This is a genomic window from Peteryoungia aggregata LMG 23059 (genome assembly GCF_030814435.1).
Classification (GTDB): Bacteria; Pseudomonadota; Alphaproteobacteria; order Rhizobiales; family Rhizobiaceae; genus Allorhizobium; species Allorhizobium aggregatum.
This window is the reverse complement of the sequence record NZ_JAUSUW010000001.1, coordinates 290,483-312,955: the sequence shown is the minus strand read 5'-3', so window position 1 is coordinate 312,955 and position 22,473 is coordinate 290,483. Positions and strand designations below refer to the sequence as shown.

22 protein-coding genes and 1 pseudogene are annotated in these 22,473 nt (G+C 61.2%); 10 read left to right on the top strand and 13 right to left on the bottom strand.

Annotated elements, in window-relative coordinates:
* The first annotated feature begins 97 nt into the window (after positions 1–97).
* From speB to J2045_RS01490, 5 genes are all read left to right on the top strand, one after another.
* A complete protein-coding gene (gene speB / locus J2045_RS01510; protein ID WP_307368479.1) occupies positions 98–1,150 on the top strand; it encodes an agmatinase in 1,053 nt (350 codons plus the stop codon).
* A gap of 86 nt (positions 1,151–1,236) precedes the next feature.
* Positions 1,237–2,325 carry an ABC transporter substrate-binding protein gene (locus tag J2045_RS01505; RefSeq protein ID WP_370872951.1) on the top strand — a complete coding sequence of 363 codons (1,089 nt, stop codon included), beginning with the start codon at positions 1,237–1,239 and terminating at the stop codon, positions 2,323–2,325.
* 268 nt (positions 2,326–2,593) lie between these two features.
* Positions 2,594–3,628 (top strand): ABC transporter ATP-binding protein, encoded by a 1,035-nt coding sequence (locus J2045_RS01500; RefSeq protein ID WP_307368476.1) that lies wholly within the window; start codon positions 2,594–2,596, stop codon positions 3,626–3,628.
* Positions 3,625–4,479 carry an ABC transporter permease gene (locus tag J2045_RS01495; RefSeq protein ID WP_307368473.1) on the top strand — a complete coding sequence of 285 codons (855 nt, stop codon included), beginning with the start codon at positions 3,625–3,627 and terminating at the stop codon, positions 4,477–4,479. Before J2045_RS01500 ends, J2045_RS01495 begins: the two co-directional genes overlap by 4 nt.
* Positions 4,476–5,276, top strand: a complete 801-nt coding sequence (locus tag J2045_RS01490; RefSeq protein ID WP_307368470.1) for an ABC transporter permease — start codon at positions 4,476–4,478, stop codon at positions 5,274–5,276. Before J2045_RS01495 ends, J2045_RS01490 begins: the two co-directional genes overlap by 4 nt.
* A gap of 9 nt (positions 5,277–5,285) precedes the next feature.
* Here J2045_RS01490 and J2045_RS01485 read toward each other — a convergent pair whose 3' ends face one another.
* Entirely contained in the window at positions 5,286–6,881 is a 1,596-nt protein-coding gene (locus J2045_RS01485; RefSeq protein ID WP_307368467.1) for a GMC family oxidoreductase, read from the bottom strand.
* Between the two features lie 22 nt (positions 6,882–6,903).
* On the bottom strand, positions 6,904–9,039 hold the full coding sequence (scpA, locus tag J2045_RS01480) for a methylmalonyl-CoA mutase (RefSeq protein ID WP_307368464.1): 2,136 nt from the start codon (positions 9,037–9,039) through the stop codon (positions 6,904–6,906).
* A 112-nt stretch (positions 9,040–9,151) separates the two neighbouring features.
* Between scpA and J2045_RS01475 the strand changes: the two genes are divergently transcribed.
* Both J2045_RS01475 and J2045_RS01470 read left to right on the top strand, forming a co-directional pair.
* Entirely contained in the window at positions 9,152–9,421 is a 270-nt protein-coding gene (locus tag J2045_RS01475) for a ribbon-helix-helix domain-containing protein (protein ID WP_307368461.1), read from the top strand.
* Complete coding sequence (locus J2045_RS01470) at positions 9,411–9,752, top strand: type II toxin-antitoxin system RelE/ParE family toxin (protein WP_307368458.1); 342 nt, start codon at positions 9,411–9,413, stop codon at positions 9,750–9,752. The genes J2045_RS01475 and J2045_RS01470 overlap by 11 nt, the downstream gene beginning before the upstream one ends.
* 269 nt (positions 9,753–10,021) lie before the next feature.
* On the opposite strand, the gene J2045_RS01465 is transcribed toward J2045_RS01470, so the two are convergent.
* From J2045_RS01465 to J2045_RS01435, 7 genes are all read right to left on the bottom strand, one after another.
* Positions 10,022–10,426, bottom strand: a complete 405-nt coding sequence (locus J2045_RS01465; protein ID WP_307368455.1) for a hypothetical protein — start codon at positions 10,424–10,426, stop codon at positions 10,022–10,024.
* On the bottom strand, positions 10,423–12,432 hold the full coding sequence (locus J2045_RS01460) for an acetyl-CoA carboxylase biotin carboxylase subunit (RefSeq protein WP_307368452.1): 2,010 nt from the start codon (positions 12,430–12,432) through the stop codon (positions 10,423–10,425). Before J2045_RS01460 ends, J2045_RS01465 begins: the two co-directional genes overlap by 4 nt.
* Positions 12,429–13,007 (bottom strand): tetratricopeptide repeat protein, encoded by a 579-nt coding sequence (locus J2045_RS01455; RefSeq protein ID WP_307368450.1) that lies wholly within the window; start codon positions 13,005–13,007, stop codon positions 12,429–12,431. The genes J2045_RS01460 and J2045_RS01455 overlap by 4 nt, the downstream gene beginning before the upstream one ends.
* An 88-nt stretch (positions 13,008–13,095) precedes the next feature.
* Positions 13,096–13,509 (bottom strand): hypothetical protein, encoded by a 414-nt coding sequence (locus J2045_RS01450; RefSeq protein WP_114365133.1) that lies wholly within the window; start codon positions 13,507–13,509, stop codon positions 13,096–13,098.
* A 4-nt stretch (positions 13,510–13,513) separates the two neighbouring features.
* Positions 13,514–13,891 carry a hypothetical protein gene (locus J2045_RS01445; protein WP_307368445.1) on the bottom strand — a complete coding sequence of 126 codons (378 nt, stop codon included), beginning with the start codon at positions 13,889–13,891 and terminating at the stop codon, positions 13,514–13,516.
* A gap of 9 nt (positions 13,892–13,900) precedes the next feature.
* Entirely contained in the window at positions 13,901–14,812 is a 912-nt protein-coding gene (gene yghU, locus J2045_RS01440; RefSeq protein ID WP_307368442.1) for a glutathione-dependent disulfide-bond oxidoreductase, read from the bottom strand.
* A 104-nt stretch (positions 14,813–14,916) separates the two neighbouring features.
* Entirely contained in the window at positions 14,917–16,449 is a 1,533-nt protein-coding gene (locus J2045_RS01435) for an acyl-CoA carboxylase subunit beta (protein WP_307368439.1), read from the bottom strand.
* A 134-nt stretch (positions 16,450–16,583) separates the two neighbouring features.
* Here J2045_RS01435 and J2045_RS01430 point away from each other — a divergent pair, with 134 nt between their 5' ends.
* The 3 genes from J2045_RS01430 to J2045_RS01420 all read left to right on the top strand — a co-directional run bounded on the left by J2045_RS01430 (position 16,584) and on the right by J2045_RS01420 (position 18,769).
* Positions 16,584–17,993 (top strand): helix-turn-helix domain-containing protein, encoded by a 1,410-nt coding sequence (locus J2045_RS01430; protein ID WP_307368436.1) that lies wholly within the window; start codon positions 16,584–16,586, stop codon positions 17,991–17,993.
* A 112-nt stretch (positions 17,994–18,105) separates the two neighbouring features.
* A complete protein-coding gene (locus J2045_RS01425; protein ID WP_307368432.1) occupies positions 18,106–18,351 on the top strand; it encodes a hypothetical protein in 246 nt (81 codons plus the stop codon).
* Positions 18,352–18,364: 13 nt separating this feature from the next.
* Complete coding sequence (locus J2045_RS01420) at positions 18,365–18,769, top strand: hypothetical protein (RefSeq protein WP_307368428.1); 405 nt, start codon at positions 18,365–18,367, stop codon at positions 18,767–18,769.
* Between the two features lie 36 nt (positions 18,770–18,805).
* Here J2045_RS01420 and J2045_RS01415 read toward each other — a convergent pair whose 3' ends face one another.
* The 4 genes and pseudogenes from J2045_RS01415 to J2045_RS01400 all read right to left on the bottom strand — a co-directional run bounded on the left by J2045_RS01415 (position 18,806) and on the right by J2045_RS01400 (position 22,460).
* The gene (locus J2045_RS01415) at positions 18,806–19,186 is read right to left on the bottom strand and encodes a DUF7674 family protein (protein ID WP_307368425.1); all 381 of its coding nucleotides are present in this window, start codon (positions 19,184–19,186) and stop codon (positions 18,806–18,808) included.
* A 435-nt stretch (positions 19,187–19,621) separates the two neighbouring features.
* A complete protein-coding gene (locus J2045_RS01410) occupies positions 19,622–20,134 on the bottom strand; it encodes a hypothetical protein (RefSeq protein ID WP_307368423.1) in 513 nt (170 codons plus the stop codon).
* A 224-nt stretch (positions 20,135–20,358) separates the two neighbouring features.
* Positions 20,359–21,432: an enoyl-CoA hydratase/isomerase family protein gene (locus tag J2045_RS01405; protein ID WP_307368420.1), complete on the bottom strand. Its 1,074-nt coding sequence runs from the start codon at positions 21,430–21,432 to the stop codon at positions 20,359–20,361.
* A 72-nt stretch (positions 21,433–21,504) separates the two neighbouring features.
* A pseudogene (locus J2045_RS01400) lies at positions 21,505–22,460 on the bottom strand (D-2-hydroxyacid dehydrogenase).
* Between the last annotated feature and the right edge of the window lie 13 nt (positions 22,461–22,473).

The following is a 22,473-nucleotide window of genomic DNA, read 5'->3' as shown; positions in this document are numbered from 1 at the left end:
TGTTAATGCTCACAATAAGAGCAGCGGTGTGCGCTGCCGCAAAAACAGCCAGCGCGGGCATGACCGTGCTGCGCTTGGCAAAGCAGGGAAACGCTTCATGACCTTTGACGCGGACAAGCTCGCGGCACTTCGGGCCAAATACGGTGAGAGTCGCAATGGCGAAATCTTCGATCCCGACTTCCAGAAGGTCGGCGACAAGATCTTTTCCAAGGGTACAAGGGCTGCCCCCTTTGCTGGCCTGCCCACCTTTCTGTCGGCGCCTTACCGGGAAGTCGCGAAGGACGAGCCGGATTTCGGTGACCTGCAGGTGGCGATCACCGGTGTGCCGATGGATCTCGGTGTGACCAACCGTCCGGGCTCTCGCTTCGGACCTAGGGCGCTGCGTGCCATCGACCGGATCGGCCCGTACAATCACGTGCTTGGCTGTGCACCCGTGCATGAACTTCGGGTTGCCGATATCGGTGATGTGCCGCTCAGAAGCCGTTATCGACTGGAAACCGCGCATGAGGATATCGAGCGCCGGTTCAACCAGATCGTCGATGCCGGCGTCACCCCGCTTGCCGTCGGGGGTGACCATTCCATCACCTATTCGATCTTGAAGGCTGTTGGCAAAAAAGCGCCCGTCGGTCTCATCCATATCGACGCCCATTGCGACACCAGCGCCCCCTTCGAGGATACCAAGTTCCATCACGGCGGCCCGTTCCGCCAGGCGGTGCTGGATGGTGTGCTCGATCCGACCCGCACAATCCAGATTGGCATTCGGGGTTCGGCTGAGTATCTCTGGGAGTTCACCTATGAATCCGGCATGACCGTTGTTCATGCCGAAGAGGTGACGGGCCTCGGCATGCCGGCAATCATCGAAAAGGCGAAGGCGATCGTTGGCGACGGCCCGACCTATCTCTCCTTCGACATCGACAGCCTTGATCCGAGCTTTGCGCCGGGCACAGGCACGCCGGAAGTCGGTGGCCTGACGACACGGGAAGTGCTCGAACTGTTGCGCGGCCTCAAGGGCGTCAACCTGGTCGGCGGCGATGTCGTGGAAGTCGCGCCGCAATATGATGCAACGGCCAACACGGCTCATGCGGGGGCACAAGTGCTGTTCGAAATCCTCAGCCTGATGGTCTATAGTCCGTCGATTACGGGACGCTGAGCAGAGACATTCCGGGCGGTTCGCACCGCACGGCCAGAACCGAAAACGGGCGACGAACGCCTCAACCAAAACAAGGGAACAGGACCATGAAAGACATTCTCTCCACTTCCGTCAGCCGTCGCAGCGTGCTCGCAGGCTCGCTCGCCGCTGCCGGCGCGCTTGCCATGCCGTCGATCCTGCGCGCCCAGGACAAGTCGATCAAGATCGGCGTCTATGGCGGTTACTTCAAAGACTCATTCGACAAGAACATCTTCCCGGAATTCACCAAGGCAACCGGGATTGCCGTCGAATCCGTGGCTGAGCCGACCGGTGAAGCCTGGTTGGTGCAGCTCGAGCAGGCCGCCAAGGCCGGCCAAGCTCCGGCCGACCTCTCGATGATGTCGCAGGTCGCCATGCTGAAGGGGCAAGCGACCGAGCTCTGGGCGCCGATCGATATGGCGAAGATCAAGAATGCCTCGGGCCTGATCGACCGTTTCGTCAACAAGTATCCGGATGGTCGTGTCGCCGGCGTCGGCGCCGTTGCCTGGTACATCACGCTCGTCACCAATACGGATGTCTTCAAGGAAGCGCCGACCTCCTGGAATGCGCTCTGGGATCCGGCCAATGCCGACAAGCTCGGCCTGCTGGCGCTCGTGTCCAACTCCTTTTTGCTGGAAGTGACCGCCAAGACCCATTTCGGCGGCACCAATGCCCTTGATACCGAAGAAGGCATCCTGAAGGCTTTCGACAAGCTTGCCGAAGTGAAGCCGAATGTGCGCCTCTGGTATCGCGACGAAGCCCAGTTCGAGCAGTCGCTGAAATCCGGCGAGATCCCGATGGGCCAGTATTACCACGACGTCACGGGTCTTGCCGCAGCCGATGGCCAGCCGGTCCGCTCGACCTTCCCGAAGGAAGGCGGCATTCAGGATTCCGGTTGCTGGGCGCTGTCGCGTGCCTCGACCAAGTCGGAAGAAGCGCATATCTTCATCGACTATATGTGCCAGCCGTCGATCCAGGCGACCCTGTCGCGCAAGGTCGGCACGGCCCCGACGGTCAAGCGCGAATTGCTCGACCTGACCGATGCCGAATTTGCGTCCGTCTCTTCGGATATCGAGCCGATCACGCCGCGTTATGATCTCTACCAGACCAAGTCGGACTGGCTGAACCAGAAGTGGACGGAACTGATCGTCGGTTGATGATGCTGGGGGCGGTTGCCCCTCATCCGCCTGCCGGCACCTTCTCCCCGCACGCGGGGAGAAGGAGACACGCGGATCGCGCGGCGCCTGCTTCCCCTCTCCCCGCTTGCGGGGAGAGGGTAGGGTGAGGGGCAAATGCCCCAGCCTCCAGTCTCAAACGCATATCGTGCAGTATTCGATCCTAGCCGTGTGCAAGACAATTCGGGCGTGAGATGCTATTGCCGCGCCAAAGGGCTTTGAGCCTACACCATTTGATTTCGGAGACATGATGTCTGGCCTCGCCCTCAATTCCGTCACCAAGCAGTTCGGCCCGTTCACGGCGGTCGACAATGTCGAGCTTTCCGTGCCGCACGGCACCTTCGTCTGCCTGCTCGGCCCCTCCGGCTGCGGCAAGACCACGCTGCTTCGGATGGTCGCCGGGCTCGACAGTCCGACCCATGGCGCGATCGTGCTTGATGGCCGCGACATCACGCAGGTGCCGACGCATAAGCGTGATCTCGGCATGGTTTTCCAGTCGCTGGCGCTCTTCCCGCATCTGACCGTCGGCGAGAACATCGCCTATCCCTTGCGCATCCGTGGCATCGGTCGCGAAGAGCAGGTGAAGCGGGTCGACGAGCTGCTCTCCATGATCCACCTCACCGGTTATGCCGACCGTCCGGTGCACAAGCTTTCCGGCGGCCAGCGGCAGCGTGTGGCGATTGCGCGGGCGCTCGCCATTTCGCCCAAACTCTTCCTGCTCGACGAGCCGCTGTCGGCGCTTGATGCCAAGCTGCGCGAAGCGATGCAGGTGGAGCTGCGCAAGCTGCAGCAGCAGCTCGGCATCACCACCATTGTCGTTACCCACGATCAGCGCGAAGCGATGACCATGGCAGATACGGTTGTCGTCATGAACGGGGGCAAGATCCGTCAGGCGGCAAGCCCGATCGAGATCTATCGCAAGCCGGCAGACCGCTTCGTGGCCGACTTCATCGGTTCGACCAATCTCCTGCCGCTGACAGCGCAAGGTGGAACGGCGCTTGTGCTTGGCCATAGCGTCGCCGGCATCTCGGCACCCCCGGGGCAGGGGCAGGTCAGCCTCTCGGTTCGGCCCGAGGACGTCAAGCTCGCGGCCCCCGGCGAAGGCCGTATCACCGGCAAGGTCACCTTCATCCGCGATCTCGGCGGTACGATCGAAACCTTCCTCGATGTCGCCGGGACCGAAGTCGTTGCCGTCTCGACGCCGCGCGAACGGCCGGTCGTGACTGTCGGTCAGGATGTCGGCATCGTCATCGACCCCGAAACTGCCGTGGTGCTGTCGGCATGAGACGCGAGCCCCCGAAAACCGCACTCGACTATGCGCCGCTTGCCTTTCCGGCGGGCATGCTGATCCTGTTCTTCGTCGTGCCCTTTGCGACGATGATCGCCGTCTCTTTCTTCCGCCGCGATCCGGCGGGTTTCTATTCGCCCGATTTCGTCTTCGACAACTACGCCCGCTTCCTGTCCTTCTTCTTTGGTGGCGTGCTCAGCTTCTCGCTGATGCTGGCGGTCGCTGTCGCAGTGGTCTGCGTGACGCTGGCGCTACCGTTCACCTATCTGCTGGCGCGCATGTCGCGCAAAGCCCAGGTGCTGTGGCTCGTCGCGCTCCTCTCCATCCTGTCGCTTTCCGAAGTCATTATCGGCTTTGCCTGGTCGACGCTGTTCTCGCGCACCGCCGGCATCACCAACCTGCTGGTCATGATCGGCCTCATGGAAAAGCCCGTGGCGCTGATGCCGAATTTCGGCGCGGTTCTGACTGGCATGACCTATCAGGCGCTGCCCTATACGGTGCTCGTGCTTTATCCCGCCCTCGTCCGGCTTGATCCAACGCTAACGGAAGCGGCCCGCACGCTTGGCGCTTCGCCGATCAAGGCCTTCTTCACGGTGGTCGTGCCGGCGCTGCGCAATACGCTGATCGCCACGCTGATCATGGTCTTCATCTTCGCGCTTGGCTCCTATCTGCTGCCGCAGATCCTCGGTCGGCCCTCGCATTGGACGCTGTCGGTGCTGATTACCGATCAGGCGATCTACCAGTCGAACATGCCGTTCGCAGCCGCCATGGCCGTGTTCCTCGTGCTGGTCACGCTGGGCATGGTGGCGCTGACGCTGCTGATCGGTCGCAAGGGAGAGGCGGCATGAACACGATCCTGACCCGTCTCTACTTCACCCTCATCGGCATCTTCCTCGCCGCCCCCATCGTCGTCGTTGCCGGCGTCTCGGTGAATGCCAAGCAGAGCCTAAATTTCCCGCCGCAGGGCTTTTCGCTTTCGTGGTACGGCGCGATCTTTACCGATCCGGGCTGGCGCGCGGCCTTCTTCGCCTCGGTCATCCTGGCGCTTTGTGCAGCGGCTCTTGCGGTTGCGATTGCGCTGCCGCTCGCCTGGTTCCTCTGGCGGCGTCTTGCACCCTGGGCGCAGGTCTTCCAGTTGCTGGGCATCGCGCCCTTCACGCTGCCGCCCGTCATCACGGCGCTGGGCTTGCTCACCTTCTGGGCCGCGACCGGCTTCTATGGCCAGCCCTGGACGGCGGTCATCAGTCACGCGATCTTCTTCGTGACGTTGCCGCTCGTGACGCTCTCGCTCGGTTTCTCGGCGATTGACCGCTCACTGGTCGAGGCGGCCGCCACCATGGGCGCCGACGACCGGACGATTTTTCGGACGGTCGTGCTGCCGCTGATCGCGCCCTACCTCGTGTCAGGTTATGCCTTCGCTTTCGTGCTCTCGCTCAACGAATACATCGTGGCTTACATGACGGTCGGGTTCGTAATGGAGACCCTGCCGATCAAGATCTTCAACGCGCTGCGCTACGGCTATACGCCGGTCATGGCTTCGGTGACGATCCTGTTTGTGGCGATCGCTGCCACGGTCTTCGGGCTTGTGGCACGCTTTGGCGATCTGCCGAAACTGCTTGGGGCGAATGCAGACGATCGCAGCTGATGTGAGCGCTCAGCGGTGATCTTCCAGGATCATCGCTGCGGCCTTTTCGGCGATCATCAGGGTCGGGGAATTGGTGTTGCCCGAGGTGATGGTCGGCATCACCGAGGCATCGGCGATGCGCAGGCCTTTCAGTGCTCTCAGCCTGAGCCGCGTATCCACGACGCTGTCGAGATCGGCACCCATGCGGCAGGTGCCGACGGGGTGAAAGATCGTTGTGCCGATGTCGCCGGCGGCCTTCTCCAGATCCAAATCGCTTTCGAGATCAGGTCCGGGGCGATATTCTTGCGGCTGATAGCGCGCAAAGGCAGGCTGGGAGGCGATGCGGCGGGTGAGGCGGATCGAGCGGACGGCGACGTCGCGGTCGCCAGGTGTCGAGAGGTAGTTCGGCGCGATCTTCGGTTGGGCGGTGAAGTCCGGTCCCGATATGTGCACCGAGCCTCGGCTTTCGGGTCTCAGATTGCAGACGCTTGCCGTCATCGCCGGGAAGGGATGAACGGGGTCACCGAACTTGTCGAGCGAGACCGGCTGGACATGATATTCGAGGTCGGCGGTTTCCTTGTCCGGGCCGGACCGGGTGAAGATGCCGAGCTGGCTCGGCGCCATGGACATCGGCCCCGAGCGGCGGAGCGCATATTCCAGCCCGATCATCGCCTTGCCGAGTAGGCTCGACGCGCGTTCGTTGAGGGTCGGCACGCCCTTGACCTTGAAGACGAGGCGGAGCTGAAGGTGGTCCTGCAGGTTTTCGCCGACGGCTGGCACTTCGCGCACCGTTTCTATCCCGGCATTCTGCAGGACGTCACCGCGGCCAATGCCGGAGAGTTCGAGGATCTGCGGCGAGCCGATGGCACCGGCTGACAGCACGACCTCGCGGCGGGCGGCGAAGCGTTTCAACTCACCGTCGTGATGGACGTCGGCGCCGGTTACGCGGTCGCCCTCAATGGTCAGCCGCTTGACATGGGCGCGGGTGAGGATGGTCAGATTCTTACGGTGCCGGACCGGCTTCAGAAAGGCCTTCGCCGTGTTCCAGCGGATGCCGGAGCGCTGGTTGACCTCGAAGAAGCCGGAGCCCTCGTTGTCGCCGCGATTGAAGTCGTCGGTTTCCGGGATGCCTGCCTGTTTGGCCGCCTCGCGAAAGGCTTCCAGCACCTGCCAGCGCAGGCGCGCCTTCTCCACCCGCCATTCGCCGCCTGAACCATGCTTGTCGTCGGCGCCCCGGTGGAAGTCTTCGGTCTTTTTGAAGAGCGGCAGCACGTCATCCCAGCCCCAGCCTTCACAGCCCATCTGGCGCCATTGGTCGTAGTCGCGGGCCTGGCCGCGCATATAGATCATGCCGTTGATCGAGGAGCAGCCGCCAAGCACCTTACCTCTGGGATAGCCGATGGCGCGACCGTTCAGGCCCGGCTCGACTTCCGTCTTGAAACACCAGTCGGTGCGGGGATTGTTGATGCAATAGAGATAGCCGACCGGGATATGGATCCAGTGATAATTGTCGCTGCCGCCGGCCTCCAGCAGCAGCACGCGGCGCGTGGGATCGGCGGAGAGCCGGTTGGCCAGCAGGCAGCCGGCTGTGCCGGCGCCGATGACGATGTAATCGTAGGTCTCCATGCCCCTCCCCGAGCCGTCAGCCTCAACTGTTTCGCAGGCGACCCTCCAGGAGGTCAAGCACCGAGCGCGCGGCATCCATGACATTGGTGCCGGGACCGAAGACGGCGGAGACGCCATGCTCCAGCAGGAAGTCATAATCCTGGCGCGGAATGACCCCGCCGACGACCACGATCACGTCATGGGCGCCCTTGGCCTTCAGCGCCTCGACCAGCTGTGGGGCGAGCGTCTTGTGACCGGCGGCGAGCGAGGACATGCCGACGACCTGGACCTTGTTGGCGACGGCGAGATCGGCCGCTTCGTCCGGCGTCTGAAAGAGAGGCCCTGCCACCACATCGAAGCCGATGTCACCGAAGGCGGATGCAATCACCTTGGCGCCACGATCATGGCCATCCTGGCCGAGCTTGGCGATCAGGATGCGCGGCTTGGAAGCCGCCTTGCCGTAATCCTTGAGGCGGGTGGACAGCGTCTCCATTTCCGGATCGCCTTCATAGGCCTTGCCATAGATGTCATGCACCACTTCGGGGACCGCAATGTGATCGCCGAAGACCGCGCGCATGGCATCCGAGATTTCGCCGACGGTGGCGCGGGCGCGAGCCGCGTCCACTGCGGCTTCGAGGAGGTTTCCCTCGCCTGAGCGAGCGATTTCGGTGAGGCGTGCCAGCGTTTCGCTGACCCGCTTCGGGTCACGCTGGCGGCGCGTCTGCTCGATGCGCTTGATCTGCGACAGACGAACGGCGGTGTTGTCGATCTGCAGGATATCGATCGGCTCCTCGTTTTCGAGGCGGTATTTATTGACGCCGACGATCACCTCCTCGGCACGGTCGACAGCTGCCTGACGACGGGTCGCGGCCTCCTCGATCAGGCGCTTCGGCAAGCCGTCATCGACGGCCTTGGTCATGCCGCCCAGCCGCTCGATTTCCTCGATCAGGGCCCAGGCTTTATCGGCCATGTCGTTGGTCAGGCTCTCGACATAATAGGAGCCGGCCAGCGGATCGACGACCTTGGTCACGCCCGTCTCATGCTGCAGGATCAGCTGGGTGTTGCGGGCAATGCGGGCGGAGAATTCCGTCGGCAGCGCAATCGCCTCGTCAAAAGAGTTTGTGTGTAGCGACTGGGTGCCGCCGAGTACCGCCGACATCGCCTCGAAGGCGGTGCGGACGATGTTGTTGTAGGGGTCCTGTTCGGCCAGCGACACGCCCGAGGTCTGGCAATGGGTGCGCAGCATCAGGCTCGACGCCTTCTTCGGCTCGAATTCCTGCATGATGCGGGTCCAGAGCAGGCGGGCGGCGCGCAGCTTTGCCGCCTCCATGAAGAAGTTCATGCCAATGGCAAAGAAGAAGGAGAGGCGCCCGGCGAATTCATCGACATTCAGGCCCTTGGCGATGGCAGCACGAACATATTCGCGCCCGTCGGCCAGTGTGAAGGCCAGTTCCTGCACCAACGTCGCGCCTGCCTCCTGCATGTGATAGCCGGAGATCGAGATCGAGTTGAACTTCGGCATCTCCTTCGCCGTATATTCGATGATGTCGGCGATGATCCGCATCGAGGGTTCGGGCGGGTAGATATAGGTGTTGCGGACCATGAACTCCTTGAGGATGTCGTTCTGGATGGTCCCGGACAGTTTTTCGCGCGAAACGCCCTGTTCCTCGCCGGTGACAATGAAATTGGCGAGGATCGGGATAACGGCACCGTTCATGGTCATCGAGACGGAGATATCCTGAAGCGGGATGCCGTCGAACAGGATCTTCATGTCCTCGACGCTGTCGATTGCCACACCCGCCTTGCCGACATCGCCCTCGACACGGGGATGATCCGAGTCATAGCCGCGATGGGTCGCAAGGTCGAAGGCGACGGATACGCCCTGCTGACCCGCAGCAAGCGCCTTGCGATAGAAAGCGTTACTCTCCTCTGCCGTCGAGAAGCCGGCATATTGCCGGATCGTCCAGGGGCGCCCGGCATACATCGTAGCACGCGGTCCGCGCACGAAGGGGGCAAAGCCCGGCAGGCTGTCGAGATGGCCGATGCCGGCGATATCGTCCGTCGTATAAAGCGGCTTGACCGGAATGCCCTCGGGCGTGTTCCAGACAAGGCTGTCGGCCGGACGCTTCAATTCCTTCTCGGCAAGCGCCTGCCAGTCGGCGATGGTTTTCTTGGTCATCGATGCGATCCTTTCGCGAAGGCTGCGCGTTTCGGCGGTGCGCCGAGGGAGGTCTGTTTGACGGGGTTTCGGGGTCGGGTTATTCTGAAGGCCTCAACCGGAGTGCCTTGCCATGACCGTGAAAGCCTCTGTCTCGCTGTCGCCGCAGCAGGAAGAATTCGCCCGCAAGCTGGTCGAGGACGGCCATTTTCCAAGCCTTGCCGCTGTCGTCGAGCGAGGGCTGGATCTGGTGCGGGAGGAGACAGCGATGCGGGAGGACGATGTCGAGGCGTTGCGGGCACTAATTGAGCGTCGGCGCAAGGGGCCTTTCCTCTCTGAGGCTGAAAGCCACGAGCGGATCGAGGCGATGATTGCTGCAAAGAAGGCCGAGTATGGTCTTTGAGATCGAACTTTCGGAAGAAAGCGAGAGCGATCTCAAGCAGATCTTCGATCATCTTGTTCAGTCCTACACCCAGTTGGGTGAACCTCTCGAAGATGCCTTTGATCAAGCATCCGAACGCGTTCGCCGAATCCGCAGCGACATCTTTGGCCTCGGGAACGCGCCCTATCAGGGGACATTGTCGAAGGAGATTGGCGATGGTCTGCGTCACGTCACCAAGAACCGCGCAGTCATCTATTTCGACGTTTACGAGACAACGCGGACCGTACAAGTCATTGCCGTCTTCTTCGGTGGACAGGATCATCAGCGGCATATGCTGAAGCGTCTGTCCTAGGCGGTTTTGCATCGGCTGCCGGTTTGCCGCGTGGATACCCCCCTCTGTCCTGCCGGACATCTCCCCCACAAGGGGGGAGAGCAGAGTGGGGTCGGCCTTTTGCCTCAAATGTAACTTCGAATCTGTGAGGCAGGCGCAACGCGAGCGGCCACTCTCCCCCCTTGTGGGGGAGATGTCGGCGTAGCCGACAGAGGGGGGTACCCAAGCCGCGATTGTCGAAGGCGACTTCACCCCTCGAACTCCATGATTGATTGATCCATGGCCTAGCCTCATCGAGACACCCAGTCTCTGGCAATGATCTGGCCGATGAAGAAGTACGCAGCCATGCCCACAAGCATTGCTGATGAAATCTGCAAGGCGCCACTGTCTGCTAGCCCCCCTAGAAGGGCGATGATCAAGAGCCCGGAGATCCACAACACCGCAACGCGAATTGCCGAAACTCCACCAAAGACTGTCTTCATGACCACTGCATATGCAACTGCCGCCCAAAACCCTTTAATGCCCATGTTGATGACATGCACCCATAGCGGCGCACCTCCAGGTGTTGGAATGCCCGTCAGAAGCAAGAACCCACCTGCTGTAGCGACATAGTAAATGTCTAGAACCGACATGATGATCATTGCGGCAAACAGCGCGCCAAAAATGCCGAGCTCCTTGCGCAGACTGATCCTCACCCCTCGAACTCCATGATCAACTCATCCACCGCGAGGCTCTGCCCCGGCTTGACGACGATCTTCTTTACGGTGCCGCGGCGTTCGGCTTTCAGGATGTTTTCCATCTTCATCGCCTCGACGGTGGCGAGCGCCTGACCGGCTTCCACGGTCTCGCCTTCCTTGACCGCAACCCCGGTGATGACACCCGGCATCGGGCAAAGCAGCATCTTCGACGTATCCGGCGGCAGCTTTTCGGGCATGAGTTTGGCAAGGGCTGCGACGCGCGGCGAGCGGACGCGGGCGGTCAAATCCATGCCGCGCCAGCGGAGCCGGATGGCGGGGCCCTTGAGGTCGACCTTCACCGCGAGCGTCTCCCCGCCGATATCGATGTGGGCGAGTGTCTGACCCGGCTGCCAGTCGGTGGCGACCACAAGTTCGCTGCCAGCCTCGAAGGCAACGCGGGTGTTGCCGGTGCCTTCGGTGACGACCAGTGCGTGGTCGCTACCGGCCAGATTGACGACCCAGTCCTTGCCGAGTTTGCGGGTATGGTTGCCGATGGTGCCGGAAATCTGGATGGCGCGCGCCTGCAGGCGATGATGGATGACGGCGGCGATCGCGGCGAGCTTTTCCGCCGAGGCCGCGTCCGGCGTGACGCCGGTGAAACCGTCCCTAAATTCCTCGGCGATATAGGCCGTGGTGATTTTGCCGGAGCGGAAACGATCCTGGTTCATGACTGCTGAAAGGAAGGGCAGGTTGTGGCCGATGCCTTCGACCTCGAAGCTGTCGAGCGCTTCCGACATCGCCTCGATGGCGGTCAGTCGATCAGGAGCCCAGGTGCAGAGCTTGGCGATCATCGGGTCGTAATACATCGAGATCTCGCCGCCTTCGAAGACGCCGGTGTCGTTGCGAATGATAGTGCCGTCTGCGGTCGTGCCCTCTGCCGGCGGGCGGTAGCGGGTGAGGCGGCCGATCGAGGGCAGGAAGTTGCGATAGGGGTCTTCGGCATAGAGCCGGCTTTCGATGGCCCAGCCATTGAGCTTCACATCGTCCTGACCGAAGGACAGCTTTTCGCCCCCTGCGACGCGGATCATCTGCTCGACAAGATCCAGGCCGGTCACCAGTTCGGTGACGGGATGTTCGACCTGCAGGCGGGTGTTCATCTCGAGGAAGTAGAACTTGTTCTGCTTGCCATCGACGATGAATTCCACGGTACCGGCGGAGTGATAGCCGACGGCTTTTGCCAGTGCCACGGCCTGTTCGCCCATGGCCTTCCGGGTCGCGGCATCGAGGAAGGGCGAGGGGGCCTCTTCGATGACCTTCTGGTTGCGCCGCTGGATCGAGCATTCTCGTTCGCCGAGATAAAGCGTGTTGCCATGCTTGTCGCCGAGCACCTGGATTTCGATATGGCGCGGTTCGGTGACGAACTTCTCGATGAAGATGCGGTCGTCGCCGAAGGAATTCTTCGCTTCGTTCTTCGACGACTGGAAGCCTTCGCGGGCCTCTTCGGCGTTCCAGGCAATGCGCATGCCCTTGCCACCGCCGCCGGCAGACGCCTTGATCATCACGGGATAGCCGATCTGGTCGGAGATCTTCACCGCCTCGTCGGCATCGGCGATCAGGCCCATATGCCCTGGCACGGTCGAGACGCCGGCTTCGGCGGCCAGCTTCTTCGAGGTGATCTTGTCGCCCATGGCCTGGATCGCGTTCACCGGCGGGCCAATGAAGGTGACGCCCGCCTTTTCCAGCGCTTCGGCAAAGGCGGCGTTTTCCGAGAGGAAGCCGTAGCCGGGATGGACTGCATCGGCGCCGGTCTGCCTGATGGCGTCGAGGATCTTGTCGATGACGATATAGGACTGGTTCGATGGTGCCGGACCGATATGCACGGCCTCATCGGCCATCTCGACATGCAGCGCATTGCGGTCGGCATCGGAATAGACGGCGACCGTCTTGATGCCGAGCTTCTTCGCGGTCTTGATGACCCGGCAGGCAATTTCGCCCCGGTTGGCGATGAGGATTTTCTGGATCATTTGCCTAACAACCTTCGGTGTTCTTCCGCTGTCTTCATGTCGCCAAGGGCTGCCGAGGCGAGCACCATTCCGACATGCGCATCCCGATGATCGGGGTTGATGCTCAGAGATTTTTTGAAATACTCGATTGCTCGCTCATTCTCGCCCCGTTGCTGTAGTATGCGTCCATGATCGGCAAAGAGCGCGGCATCGTTCTTCTTCAGACTTTCTGCCTTGGCGAAATGTCGCTCCACGGTTGATAATGGCGCCCCTTGCAGAGCGGTCGCCACAGCAAATCCCCAGTGGATATCAGCGTTAGCTGGTTCAAACAGCCAAGCCTGATTGAACCGTTTGATGGCCATGTCGGGATCCCCCTGCGCAACAAACTGCCAGCCCAACTGGATCGCGCGATAGGTGGCCTTGTCCAAGGTACCGGCGCCAGCTTTGCGCGCTGCCTCTATCAACTCCGTGTCAGCTCTCTTCTGTTGCTCGCTCTTGATGAGACCTTCCCACATCGGGATTTCCTTCGCGCCGGCGAAGGGGGCTTGGAGCACAAATGCCATAACGGCCAGGTACTTGACGATATTTCTGAACATTCTCTTGCCCCCTGGAGTTCGCCGATCTTTCCCGCTGACATGTAAATGGAAAGCACCGAGGATGCCGTGCAATCCCGATGTTTTCCCGCTATTCCCGCGCCTTCTTCTTCAAGCCCTTGGCCACGCTCTGCTCATCCTTCACCTCGCCAAAGGCTTCCGGAAAATTCTTTCGGGCCAGCGGCTCGTTGATCTTCAGCTTGGCAAAATAGGATTGCGGATCAAAGCCGCGTTCGGCGGCGATGACTTCGCGGCCGAAGAGGCGGCAGAGGCGTTCGCCGTCGAGATTGCCGCGCTCGAAGGGTTCCGTGCCGAAATACTGCCAGAGCGCCTGCATGAAGCCGAGATCGGCCAGTGCCACCGTCTGGTCCATGGTGCGGTGGCGCGGCCAGTTGGTCACCGGTGTGACCTTCGGATTGGCGCGGCGGATCGTGTATTGCCACTGCGTTCCGGGCAGACCGAGCGGAAAGCCCTGGTGTTTCGGCATGAGCGGATCTTTTGCCATAGGTTCACACCTCGAACACGTCTTCGAAGGATTCGGGGAAGTTCTTCCGCGCCACCCTCTCGTCGATGACCAGCATGGCTTCATAGGAGAGCGGGTCGAAGTCCTTGGTGGCCGGGATCACTTCGCGGCCGAAGAGCAGGCTGAGGCGTGCCGCATCGAGATTGCCGCGTTCGAAGGGTTCCGCGCCGAAATGGTGCCAGAGCGCATGCAGGAAGGCCGCGTCGATGCGGTGTTCCTTGGTGCCGGGGCGCGCCTTGCGCGGGAAGGCCTTGATGGGGGTGACGCCGCGCGGATTGGCGCGGCGGATGGTGAATTGCACACCGGTCCCCGGCATGCCGCCGGGGAAACCGCGATGTTTGGTCATGTCGGGGAGGCTTGGCATGGTCTCTCCTTACGCCGCAGCGATCTTGTCCTGCGTCTTCGTATCGAAGTCGGAGGCATCGTGGCGTTCATGCAGCTGTTCGGAGAGCGGGCCGGAGGTCTTGTTGACGATCGCGCCGCGCTTGAGGGCGGGGCGGGCGGCAAGCTGCTTCGTCCAGCGCTGGACATTTTCGTATTCATCGACGGAGAGGAACGTGCCGGCATCGTCATAGGCGCCATGCAGGGCAAGCCTGCCATACCAGGGCCAGATGGCCATATCGGCGATGGTGTAGTCCTTGCCGGCCATGAACTCGTTGTCGGCGAGGTGGCGGTTCAGCACATCCATCTGGCGCTTCACCTCCATGGCATAGCGGTCGATGGCATATTGGATCTTCATCGGCGCGTAGGCGTAGAAATGGCCAAAGCCGCCGCCGAGGAAGGGGGCGGAGCCCATCTGCCAGAACAGCCAGTTCAGCGTTTCTGCGCGCGCGCGGGTCTCGGTCGGCAGGAAGGCGTCAAATTTTTGCGCGAGGTAGGTCATGATCGAGGCACTCTCGAACAGCCGGATCGGCTCGCCGCCATCCTTGGGGGCGTGGTCCATCAGGGCCGGGATCTTGGAATTCGGGTTCACCTCGACAAAGCCCGAGCCGAACTGGTCGCCCTTGCCGATATTGATCAGCCAGGCATCGTATTCGGCGCCTTCGTGACCGGCCGCCAGCAGTTCCTCAAGCAGGATCGTCACCTTCTGGCCGTTCGGCGTGCCGAGCGAATAAAGCTGCAGCGGATGCTTGCCGACCGGGCGTTCCTTGTCATGCGTCGCGCCTGATATAGGCCGGTTGATATTGGCAAACGCGCCGCCATTGCCGGGTTCCCAGGTCCAGACCTTCGGCGGCACGTAGCCGGCGGGCAGGTTCTTTTCGGGCGGGAATTTTTCGTCGCTCATGAAATCGGATCCTTTCTCGGTCAAGCGCCTCGGGCGCGCCGAGAGTTATATAGGCCTTCCGTGTCGTCCTTGCCCACTCTCAATCGGTCGTTACAACGGGCCCCTCACAGCGGGATCGTGTCGTGCTTCTTCCAATGGGTGCCAACCTGCTTGTTGCGGAGGCTCGCAAAGGCCTTGGCAATGCGGCGGCGGGAGGAATGTGGCATGATCACTTCGTCGATGAAGCCGCGTTCGGCGGCCTTGAAGGGGTTGGCGAAGTTGACTTCGTATTCCTTCGTCCGCGCCGCGATCTTCTCGGCATCGCCGAGTTCCGAGCGGTACAGGATTTCGGCAGCGCCCTTGGCACCCATCACGGCGATTTCGGCCGTCGGCCAGGCATAGTTGATGTCGGCGCCGATATGTTTCGACGCCATGACGTCATAGGCGCCGCCATAGGCCTTGCGGGTGATGAGCGTGACCATCGGCACGGTCGCCTGGCTATAGGCGAAGAGGAGCTTCGCGCCATGCTTGATGACGCCGCCATATTCCTGGGCGGTGCCGGGCAGGAAGCCGGGCACGTCGACCAACGTCAGGATCGGGATCGAAAAGGCATCGCAGAAGCGGACGAAGCGGGCGGCCTTGCGCGATGAATCGATGTCGAGGCAGCCTGCGAGCACCATGGGCTGGTTGGCGACGACGCCGACCGTCTGGCCTTCCATGCGAATGAAGCCGGTGATGATGTTCTTGGCAAAGGCTTCCTGGATCTCGAAGAAATCGCCCTCGTCGGCCAGCGCGTAGATCAGCTCCTTCATGTCATAGGGCTTGTTGGAACTGTCGGGGATCAGCGAGTCCAACCGCATTTCGATGCGGGCCGGATCGTCATGGAAGGGGCGAACCGGTGGCTTTTCGCGGTTGTTGAGCGGCAGGAAGTCGAAGAGCAGGCGAACCTGTTCCAAGGCTTCGATGTCGTTCTCATAGGCGCCATCGGCAACCGAAGACTTCTTGGTGTGCGTCGAGGCGCCGCCCAGTTCTTCTGCCGTGACGATCTCGTTGGTGACCGTCTTCACCACATCGGGGCCGGTGACGAACATGTAGGAGCTATCGCGCACCATGAAGATGAAATCGGTCATGGCGGGCGAATACACGGCACCGCCGGCGCAGGGGCCCATGATCACGGAGATCTGCGGAATGACGCCTGAGGCATCGACATTGCGCTTGAAGACATCGGCATAGCCGGCGAGCGAGGCGACACCTTCCTGGATGCGGGCGCCGCCCGAGTCGTTGAGGCCGATCACGGGCGCGCCCACCTTCATCGCCATGTCCATGATCTTGCAGATCTTCTGGGCATGGGTTTCCGACAGCGAGCCGCCGAGCACGGTGAAATCCTGGGAGAAGACATAGACCTGGCGGCCGTTGATCGTGCCCCAGCCGGTGACGACGCCATCGCCCGGCACCTTTTGGGTCTCCATGCCGAAATCCACGCAACGATGCGTGACATACATGTCGTATTCTTCAAACGAGCCTTCGTCGAGCAGGACCTCGATGCGCTCGCGGGCGGTCAGCTTGCCCTTGCCGTGCTGGGCGGCGATGCGCTTTTCGCCGCCGCCGAGGCGGGCCTCCGCGCGGCGCGCTTCGAGCTGGTCCAGGATCGTCGACATGCTTCCTCCCGAATGGTCTTCTGGCTCTTAAGCCTTGATGTGACACCTATTCCACTGTGCCGCAGAAGAAAACGGTTGAACAGGTGCATCTGTGGATTTATGAATTTGCAAAGTGAAAATTGCGAATTTGCGAAATGGCCATCGGGAAACTCTTCATCGGCCGCAAGGTCCGCGACATCCGCCAGGCGAACGGGGCCACGCAGGCGCAGTTTGCCGATATGGTCGGCATTTCCACCAGCTATCTCAACCAGATCGAAAACAACCAGCGCCCGGTCTCGGCCTCGGTGCTTTTGTCGCTGGCGGAAAAGTTCGGCATCGATATCACCGAGCTTTCCTCGGGCCAGAACGATCGGCTCCTCTCGGCGCTGACGGAGGCGCTCTCCGATCCCTTGTTCGAGACCTATTCGCCAAGCCTGCAGGAGCTGAAGCTCGTCACCCAGAACGCCCCCGGCTTTGCCCATGCGCTGATTGCCGCCCACCAGGCCTACAGGCGCGGCAATGAGCAGCTGGCGAGCCTCGACGACCGCTTGGGCGCGGCGCCCAGCCAGGAGGTGACGCCCTATGACGAGGTGCGCGACTTCTTCCACTTCGTCGACAATTACATCCACGATCTCGATCTTGCCGCCGAGCAGCTGGCGACAGAGCTGAAGCTCGGCGAGGGGGAAAATTACGCGGCCCTTTCAGGCCATCTCGAAGCGCGCCATGGTGTCCGCGTCGTGCGCGGCGAGGCGGGCGACGAGGCGATACGCCGTTTCGATCCGGTGGGGCGGATCCTCACCGTCAGCCGCTATGCATCGGCCCCCACCCGCGATTTCCAGATCGCCATCCAGATCGCCCAGCTCGGGGCTGCCACGAAGATCGACCAGGTGCTGAAACAGGCCAATTTCCGCAGCGAAGAGGCGGTCGAGATCTGTCGCATGGGGCTCTACAACTATTTCGCCGGCGCGCTGATCCTGCCCTATCGCAGCTTCCTCACCGCCGCGCGGGATCTGCGCCACGACATCGAACTGCTCGCCGCCCGTTTCGAGGCGTCGCTCGAACAGGTCTGCCACCGGCTTTCGACGCTGCAGCGGCCGGGCCTCAAGGGCGTGCCGATCTTCTTTGCCCGCATCGACCGGGCCGGCAATATCACCAAGCGGCACAGCGCGGCCCGCCTGCAATTCGCCCGCTTCGGGGCTGCCTGTCCGCTGTGGAATGCGCATCAGGCCTTCGAGACGCCGGGCCGGATCATCCGCCAGACGGCGGAAACGCCCGACGGCGTGCGCTATCTCTGCATCGCGACGCAAGTGTCAAAAGGCTCCGCCGGCTTCCGCGCCGCCAATCCGCGCTATGCGCTCGCGCTCGGCTGCGAAATCTCCTATGCTGGCGCCTTCGTCTATGCCGACGACCTTGACCTCTCCAACCGCGGCGCCTTCGACCCCATCGGCATTTCCTGCCGCATCTGCGAGCGCGTCAAATGCACCAGCCGCGCCGTGCCGCCGCTAAAAAGGAAGCTGGTGGTGGATCACCGGGTGAGGAATTCGATGCCGTATGAGATTGAGTAGCGGCTTTTCTCTGGTTGGGGCGTGGGAAATCTTCGGCTGCATTCGGCCCATTGCGAACGTTCGGTCGTGATGTCATTTTGGCGCAGACGACAAGACATCTTGGAGCACAGCAATGACCGGAAAATTCCTGAGGCGGGGTGCGATCATTGACACCATCAAGAGCGAAGAGCGCATAAACGCTGTGCAAAAGCGAGCGGGAAAAACCAAGCACCATGTGGACGTCGTTTCCTGTGGTTGCCCTGACGAAAACTGCGGCGCATTTCATATCTTGAGATCAGAGCGCCCTTTGCCATCACGGGAGGAAGCCGAACAGACCCTCCTCGTCCATCGGCAGCAGAGAAAATCGGCTCTCAAGTGACAAGGACCATCTGATGACCGCCAGTCGGCCCGAAGCGGACATGTGCGTAAGTCATGCAGCGTTGCTGCGAAGGAAATGGATTAAATCGATGCCTCGCCTTCCCAACCCGCCTATGCTCAGGCTTTCGCGACTGCGTGACATTGGCTGGTCGCTTTGGGACCCAATAGGGTTACTGGGTCCAGATCAGCGATGGGACGAGGGCAACGCGCAAGGGGTTGCAGACGAATATGATTCGTATCTGATAGAGGCCGCTGGACTCCTGCGAAGAGGTACTCCTGATCAAGATGTTGTCGAACTGCTCGTAAGCATAGAGACGGACCACATGGGCTTGACGCTGCAAACCGATACGTATGAACGCGCAAAATCGGTGGTGGCCGCTATCAAGTCGGACGAGGAACTTTGGACAAAATCAAAATAGGAGTCGTCTTCCAGACCTGAGCGATAGCCCCCGGTCCTATGCCGAAATTGATCCGGTGTCTGTAAACTCGATCCAAGCGTCCGCATAGGCCTTCGACTTCACGCCGAGATATGGAAGGATCATGCCCCATTCACCGGGACGGTTATCCGATGAGGATATCAACCCTTCGATCAGGCCTGTTGCTACGGCAGTTGACAGTGTGTCGTCTCCGCTGGCCATGGCGGCTTCGATGACCTCGAAGAGTGCTCCCGGATTTGGGATGGAATGAAAATTGGCTGCTATTTGCCAACCGGCCTCAGCGCACAGGGAAACAATTCCGGCGGGCTCGGGGCGAAACTCTAGGGTCAATCTCTCTTCTATCTCTTCGAATTCTGGCATGAGAATTCTCAAGCGATTTGTGAACTCGATCGCGTTCAACTTCTCACCCTCCAAATGTGACATGGTGGATAGGGCCGATCCGATTGGATGGCCGCAAATTAGATCTGAATTTGCCTTTCGAGTGGACTTCCAGTGCCTAATACGCGCTTACGGCCCTGAAGTAATCACCTGCCGCGCTCACATGAGCTTCAACCGCGACTGTCTCCCCCGGGGCAAACTCCCACTTTTCATAGTCTGGAACCTCTTGTGGTAGGATAACGAAGCGCCCATTGCCGAGTGCTTTCGCCTTGACTGGTCGCCATACGGAAACTGGCTCATCGAGAAGGCGAACGTGGATCGTGTCGACCCCAACCTCTTCAGATGATGTCATGACATGTTTTCCTTGGTCCGTCGGCGGAGTTTGGATTGCCTACCAAGGCATTGTAATGACGGTATCGCTGTCATGCCGTATCTCGGCTCTGAGCCACCAAACTATCACACCGCTAGCGTGATCTTTGTGACGATACGGACTTGCGATCCTTCGGAAATATCCAAAGGGTAGTAGTCGCTCATGGACCGAGGGAATCCGAAGCTCATGGTGTGGCTGGGGAATTCTGCGTCGGGATCGAACGCGTCGGTTGAATACCACAGCAGCATTGGGCTTGTTATCCGGTTCATCACCAAATACCGGGCGAAGTAATCGCAGACGGCAAGATAGATCAGGACGACGTCATGAGCAGGATAGTTATCGTCCAGGTCATCCTGCAGATGAAGCTTGTTTAGAAGCATTTCCACCGAGAAGGCATCTAAGTATGTTGTTGCTTCAGCAATCTGCCTATCTATGGATGTCGGTGGATTGCGAGGGCCTAAGAAATAGCCGTTGTAAAAACGCGCCTCCACAAGCCAGTCGGCCAAAGCTTTCGGGATGACGGGGGTCACAATCCTGGCGCTTCGTGCGACGACTTCAGCCGCCATAGTATTGTATCGGTGTTCGATGTTTGCTTGCATTTTTGCCCCGAGCCGCGTCAAGCAGATCACTGCATAGCCTATTCGGACGTACGCTGACGACCGCAATTTGCGCACAGCGTTAGATCCCTGAAGGCCCATTGCGGCACACTCTTTACCTTCAGAATGTTGCGGCCTGTTCCGAAGCGGCGACGTTGAGTTGCTGCAGTTGGAGAGCGTCATGCCTATCAAGAGAAAGCTCCGCAGACTGCCCAGCCTCTCCGACCCTACCCAAACAACCGCTCATCCCTAACCGCAAAGAACGCCTCAACACTCTCCGGCGCCACATCCTCCAGCGTCGCAGGCGACCATTTCGGGTTGCGGTCCTTGTCGATGATCGCCGCGCGGATGCCTTCGTAGAAGTCGGGGACTTTCACCACCTGGAGCGTGCCGGCGAATTCGCGCTCCAGGCAGGTTTCGAGGTCCCTGGAGCGGCGGGCCTCGCGCAGCATCTTGAGCGTCACCTTCAGGCTGGTCGGCGATTTCGCGCGCATGGCGGTGAGGGTTCTGGCGGCGAGGTCGCCCTGTTCCTTGTCTAGGGCGGCGAAGATTTCCTCCACCGTGTCGAAGGCGAAGCAGCGGTTGATCATGGCGCGGCCTTCGGAAAAAATGCCGGTCGGGCCGTCCACCGTATAGTCGCGGATGATTGAGGCGATGGTTGCCCCGAGGGCTGGCGCGGGGAGGGCGGCGATCGTTCCCACAAGTTCGGCCACCCGGTCCTGCGGCACATACCAGTCGGCAAAACCTGCGGTGATGGCATCCGCGCCGTTCACCGCCTCGCCTGTTAGCCCCATCCAGGTGCCGAGTTCGCCGGGTGCGCGGGAAAGCAGCCAGGTGGCGCCGATATCGGGGAAGAAGCCGATACCGGTTTCGGGCATGGCGAGTTTGGTCGTTTCGGTGACGATGCGGTGGCTGCCATGGCTGGAGACGCCGACGCCGCCGCCCATGGTGATGCCGTCCATCACGACGATGTAAGGTTTCTTGAAGCCAGCGATGCGGGCATTCAGGCGGTATTCGGCCTTGAGGAAATGGGAGGCCTTGCCATCGCCGGCCTTGCCGCTTTCATAGAACATCCTGATGTCGCCGCCGGCGCAAAGCCCGCGTTCGCCCTCGCCGGTGACGAGGACGGCGGCCACTTGGCGATCGGCCTCGAAGGCATCGAGCGCCTTGCCGAAGGCGAGGATCATGTCGTGGGAGAGGCTATTGAGCACGCGGGGCCGATTGAGGGCAATCAGCCCGAGTGCGCCCTTTTTCGCGGTCAGGATTTCCTCGCCCTGATAGTCCGCCTCCAGATACCGCATGCCGTCCTCCCGTGTCTTTTGAGAGAGTTAGATATGCGTCGCGGGGAAAGGGCAAGGGCTGCGATGGTTGGATTACGTCACGAGATTGCGGGGCGCGCCGCCGAGAAACAGCTCGATGTTCTCGATCAGCTGGTCGGCCAGCGCCTGGATTGCCTCGCGGCTGGCCCAGGCGACATGCGGGGTGAGGATGACGTTTTCGCGTGACGCGATCCGCATCATCGGGCTGTCTGGCGCGGGCGGTTCGCCATCGGTCACGTCGAATCCGGCGCCGGAGATCTGGCCGGCGTCGAGGGCTTTTCCAGCGCCAGTTCATCGACGAGGCCGCCGCGACCTGTGTTGATCAGGAGTGGTTTGCGTTCCATCAGGCCGAATTCGCGCGCACCGATGACGCCGCGCGTTTCCGGTGTCAGCGGGCAATGCAGTGTGATCACGTCAGAGCGTCTCAACACCTCGTCGAAGGCCGTCTGGCCGGGCTTCAGCTCGGTTGCGCCGCGACGACCAGCTGAGAGCACCGTCATGCCGAAGGCTTCGGCGATCTTTCCGACGGATTGGCCCAGCGTGCCATGGCCGATGATGCCGAGCGTCGAACCGCCGAGATCGGCGATGGGATAATCGAAATAGCAGAATTGCGCCGCCTGCTGCCAGCGGCCCTCGATCACAGACTGGCGATAGGGCAGGATCGAGCGGCGCAGCGCCAGCATCAGGGCGAAGGTGTGTTCGGGCACCGTGTGTTTGGCGTAGTTCCTGATATTGCAGACGGCGATGCCACGCGCCTTGGCCTCCGCGAGATCGACAATGTCGGTGCCGGTGGCGGAGACGGCGATCAGCTTGAGCTTCGTGGCGCCGGCCAGTGCCTCGGCGCGGACAGGGGCCTTGTTGGTGATCACCACATCGGCGTCCCGGATGCGCTCAGCCACGTCGTGCAGAGCGGTGCGGCCATGGACCACCATTTCATGCGGCACGGAGGGCGCGCGGACCACGGTTTCCGGCGACAGCGTGTCGCGGTCGAGAAAGACGATGCGGATCATGGCGGACCTCCCT

What these genes read in the sequence shown, in the direction of transcription:
- J2045_RS01505 (WP_370872951.1), top strand. Translation starts at nt 1,237, where the DNA reads ATGAAAGACATTCTCTCCACTTCCGTCAGCCGTCGCAGCGTGCTCGCA.
- J2045_RS01485 (WP_307368467.1), bottom strand. Translation starts at nt 6,881, where the DNA reads ATGGAGACCTACGATTACATCGTCATCGGCGCCGGCACAGCCGGCTGC.
- J2045_RS01445 (WP_307368445.1), bottom strand. Translation starts at nt 13,891, where the DNA reads ATGCCAAGCCTCCCCGACATGACCAAACATCGCGGTTTCCCCGGCGGC.
- yghU (WP_307368442.1), bottom strand. Translation starts at nt 14,812, where the DNA reads ATGAGCGACGAAAAATTCCCGCCCGAAAAGAACCTGCCCGCCGGCTAC.
- J2045_RS01455 (WP_307368450.1), bottom strand. Translation starts at nt 13,007, where the DNA reads ATGTTCAGAAATATCGTCAAGTACCTGGCCGTTATGGCATTTGTGCTC.
- J2045_RS01470 (WP_307368458.1), top strand. Translation starts at nt 9,411, where the DNA reads ATGGTCTTTGAGATCGAACTTTCGGAAGAAAGCGAGAGCGATCTCAAG.
- J2045_RS01410 (WP_307368423.1), bottom strand. Translation starts at nt 20,134, where the DNA reads ATGCAAGCAAACATCGAACACCGATACAATACTATGGCGGCTGAAGTC.
- J2045_RS01450 (WP_114365133.1), bottom strand. Translation starts at nt 13,509, where the DNA reads ATGGCAAAAGATCCGCTCATGCCGAAACACCAGGGCTTTCCGCTCGGT.
- J2045_RS01430 (WP_307368436.1), top strand. Translation starts at nt 16,584, where the DNA reads ATGGCCATCGGGAAACTCTTCATCGGCCGCAAGGTCCGCGACATCCGC.
- J2045_RS01425 (WP_307368432.1), top strand. Translation starts at nt 18,106, where the DNA reads ATGACCGGAAAATTCCTGAGGCGGGGTGCGATCATTGACACCATCAAG.
- J2045_RS01500 (WP_307368476.1), top strand. Translation starts at nt 2,594, where the DNA reads ATGTCTGGCCTCGCCCTCAATTCCGTCACCAAGCAGTTCGGCCCGTTC.
- J2045_RS01475 (WP_307368461.1), top strand. Translation starts at nt 9,152, where the DNA reads ATGACCGTGAAAGCCTCTGTCTCGCTGTCGCCGCAGCAGGAAGAATTC.
- J2045_RS01495 (WP_307368473.1), top strand. Translation starts at nt 3,625, where the DNA reads ATGAGACGCGAGCCCCCGAAAACCGCACTCGACTATGCGCCGCTTGCC.
- J2045_RS01405 (WP_307368420.1), bottom strand. Translation starts at nt 21,432, where the DNA reads ATGCGGTATCTGGAGGCGGACTATCAGGGCGAGGAAATCCTGACCGCG.
- J2045_RS01460 (WP_307368452.1), bottom strand. Translation starts at nt 12,432, where the DNA reads ATGATCCAGAAAATCCTCATCGCCAACCGGGGCGAAATTGCCTGCCGG.
- speB (WP_307368479.1), top strand. Translation starts at nt 98, where the DNA reads ATGACCTTTGACGCGGACAAGCTCGCGGCACTTCGGGCCAAATACGGT.
- J2045_RS01490 (WP_307368470.1), top strand. Translation starts at nt 4,476, where the DNA reads ATGAACACGATCCTGACCCGTCTCTACTTCACCCTCATCGGCATCTTC.
- J2045_RS01435 (WP_307368439.1), bottom strand. Translation starts at nt 16,449, where the DNA reads ATGTCGACGATCCTGGACCAGCTCGAAGCGCGCCGCGCGGAGGCCCGC.
- J2045_RS01420 (WP_307368428.1), top strand. Translation starts at nt 18,365, where the DNA reads ATGACCGCCAGTCGGCCCGAAGCGGACATGTGCGTAAGTCATGCAGCG.
- scpA (WP_307368464.1), bottom strand. Translation starts at nt 9,039, where the DNA reads ATGACCAAGAAAACCATCGCCGACTGGCAGGCGCTTGCCGAGAAGGAA.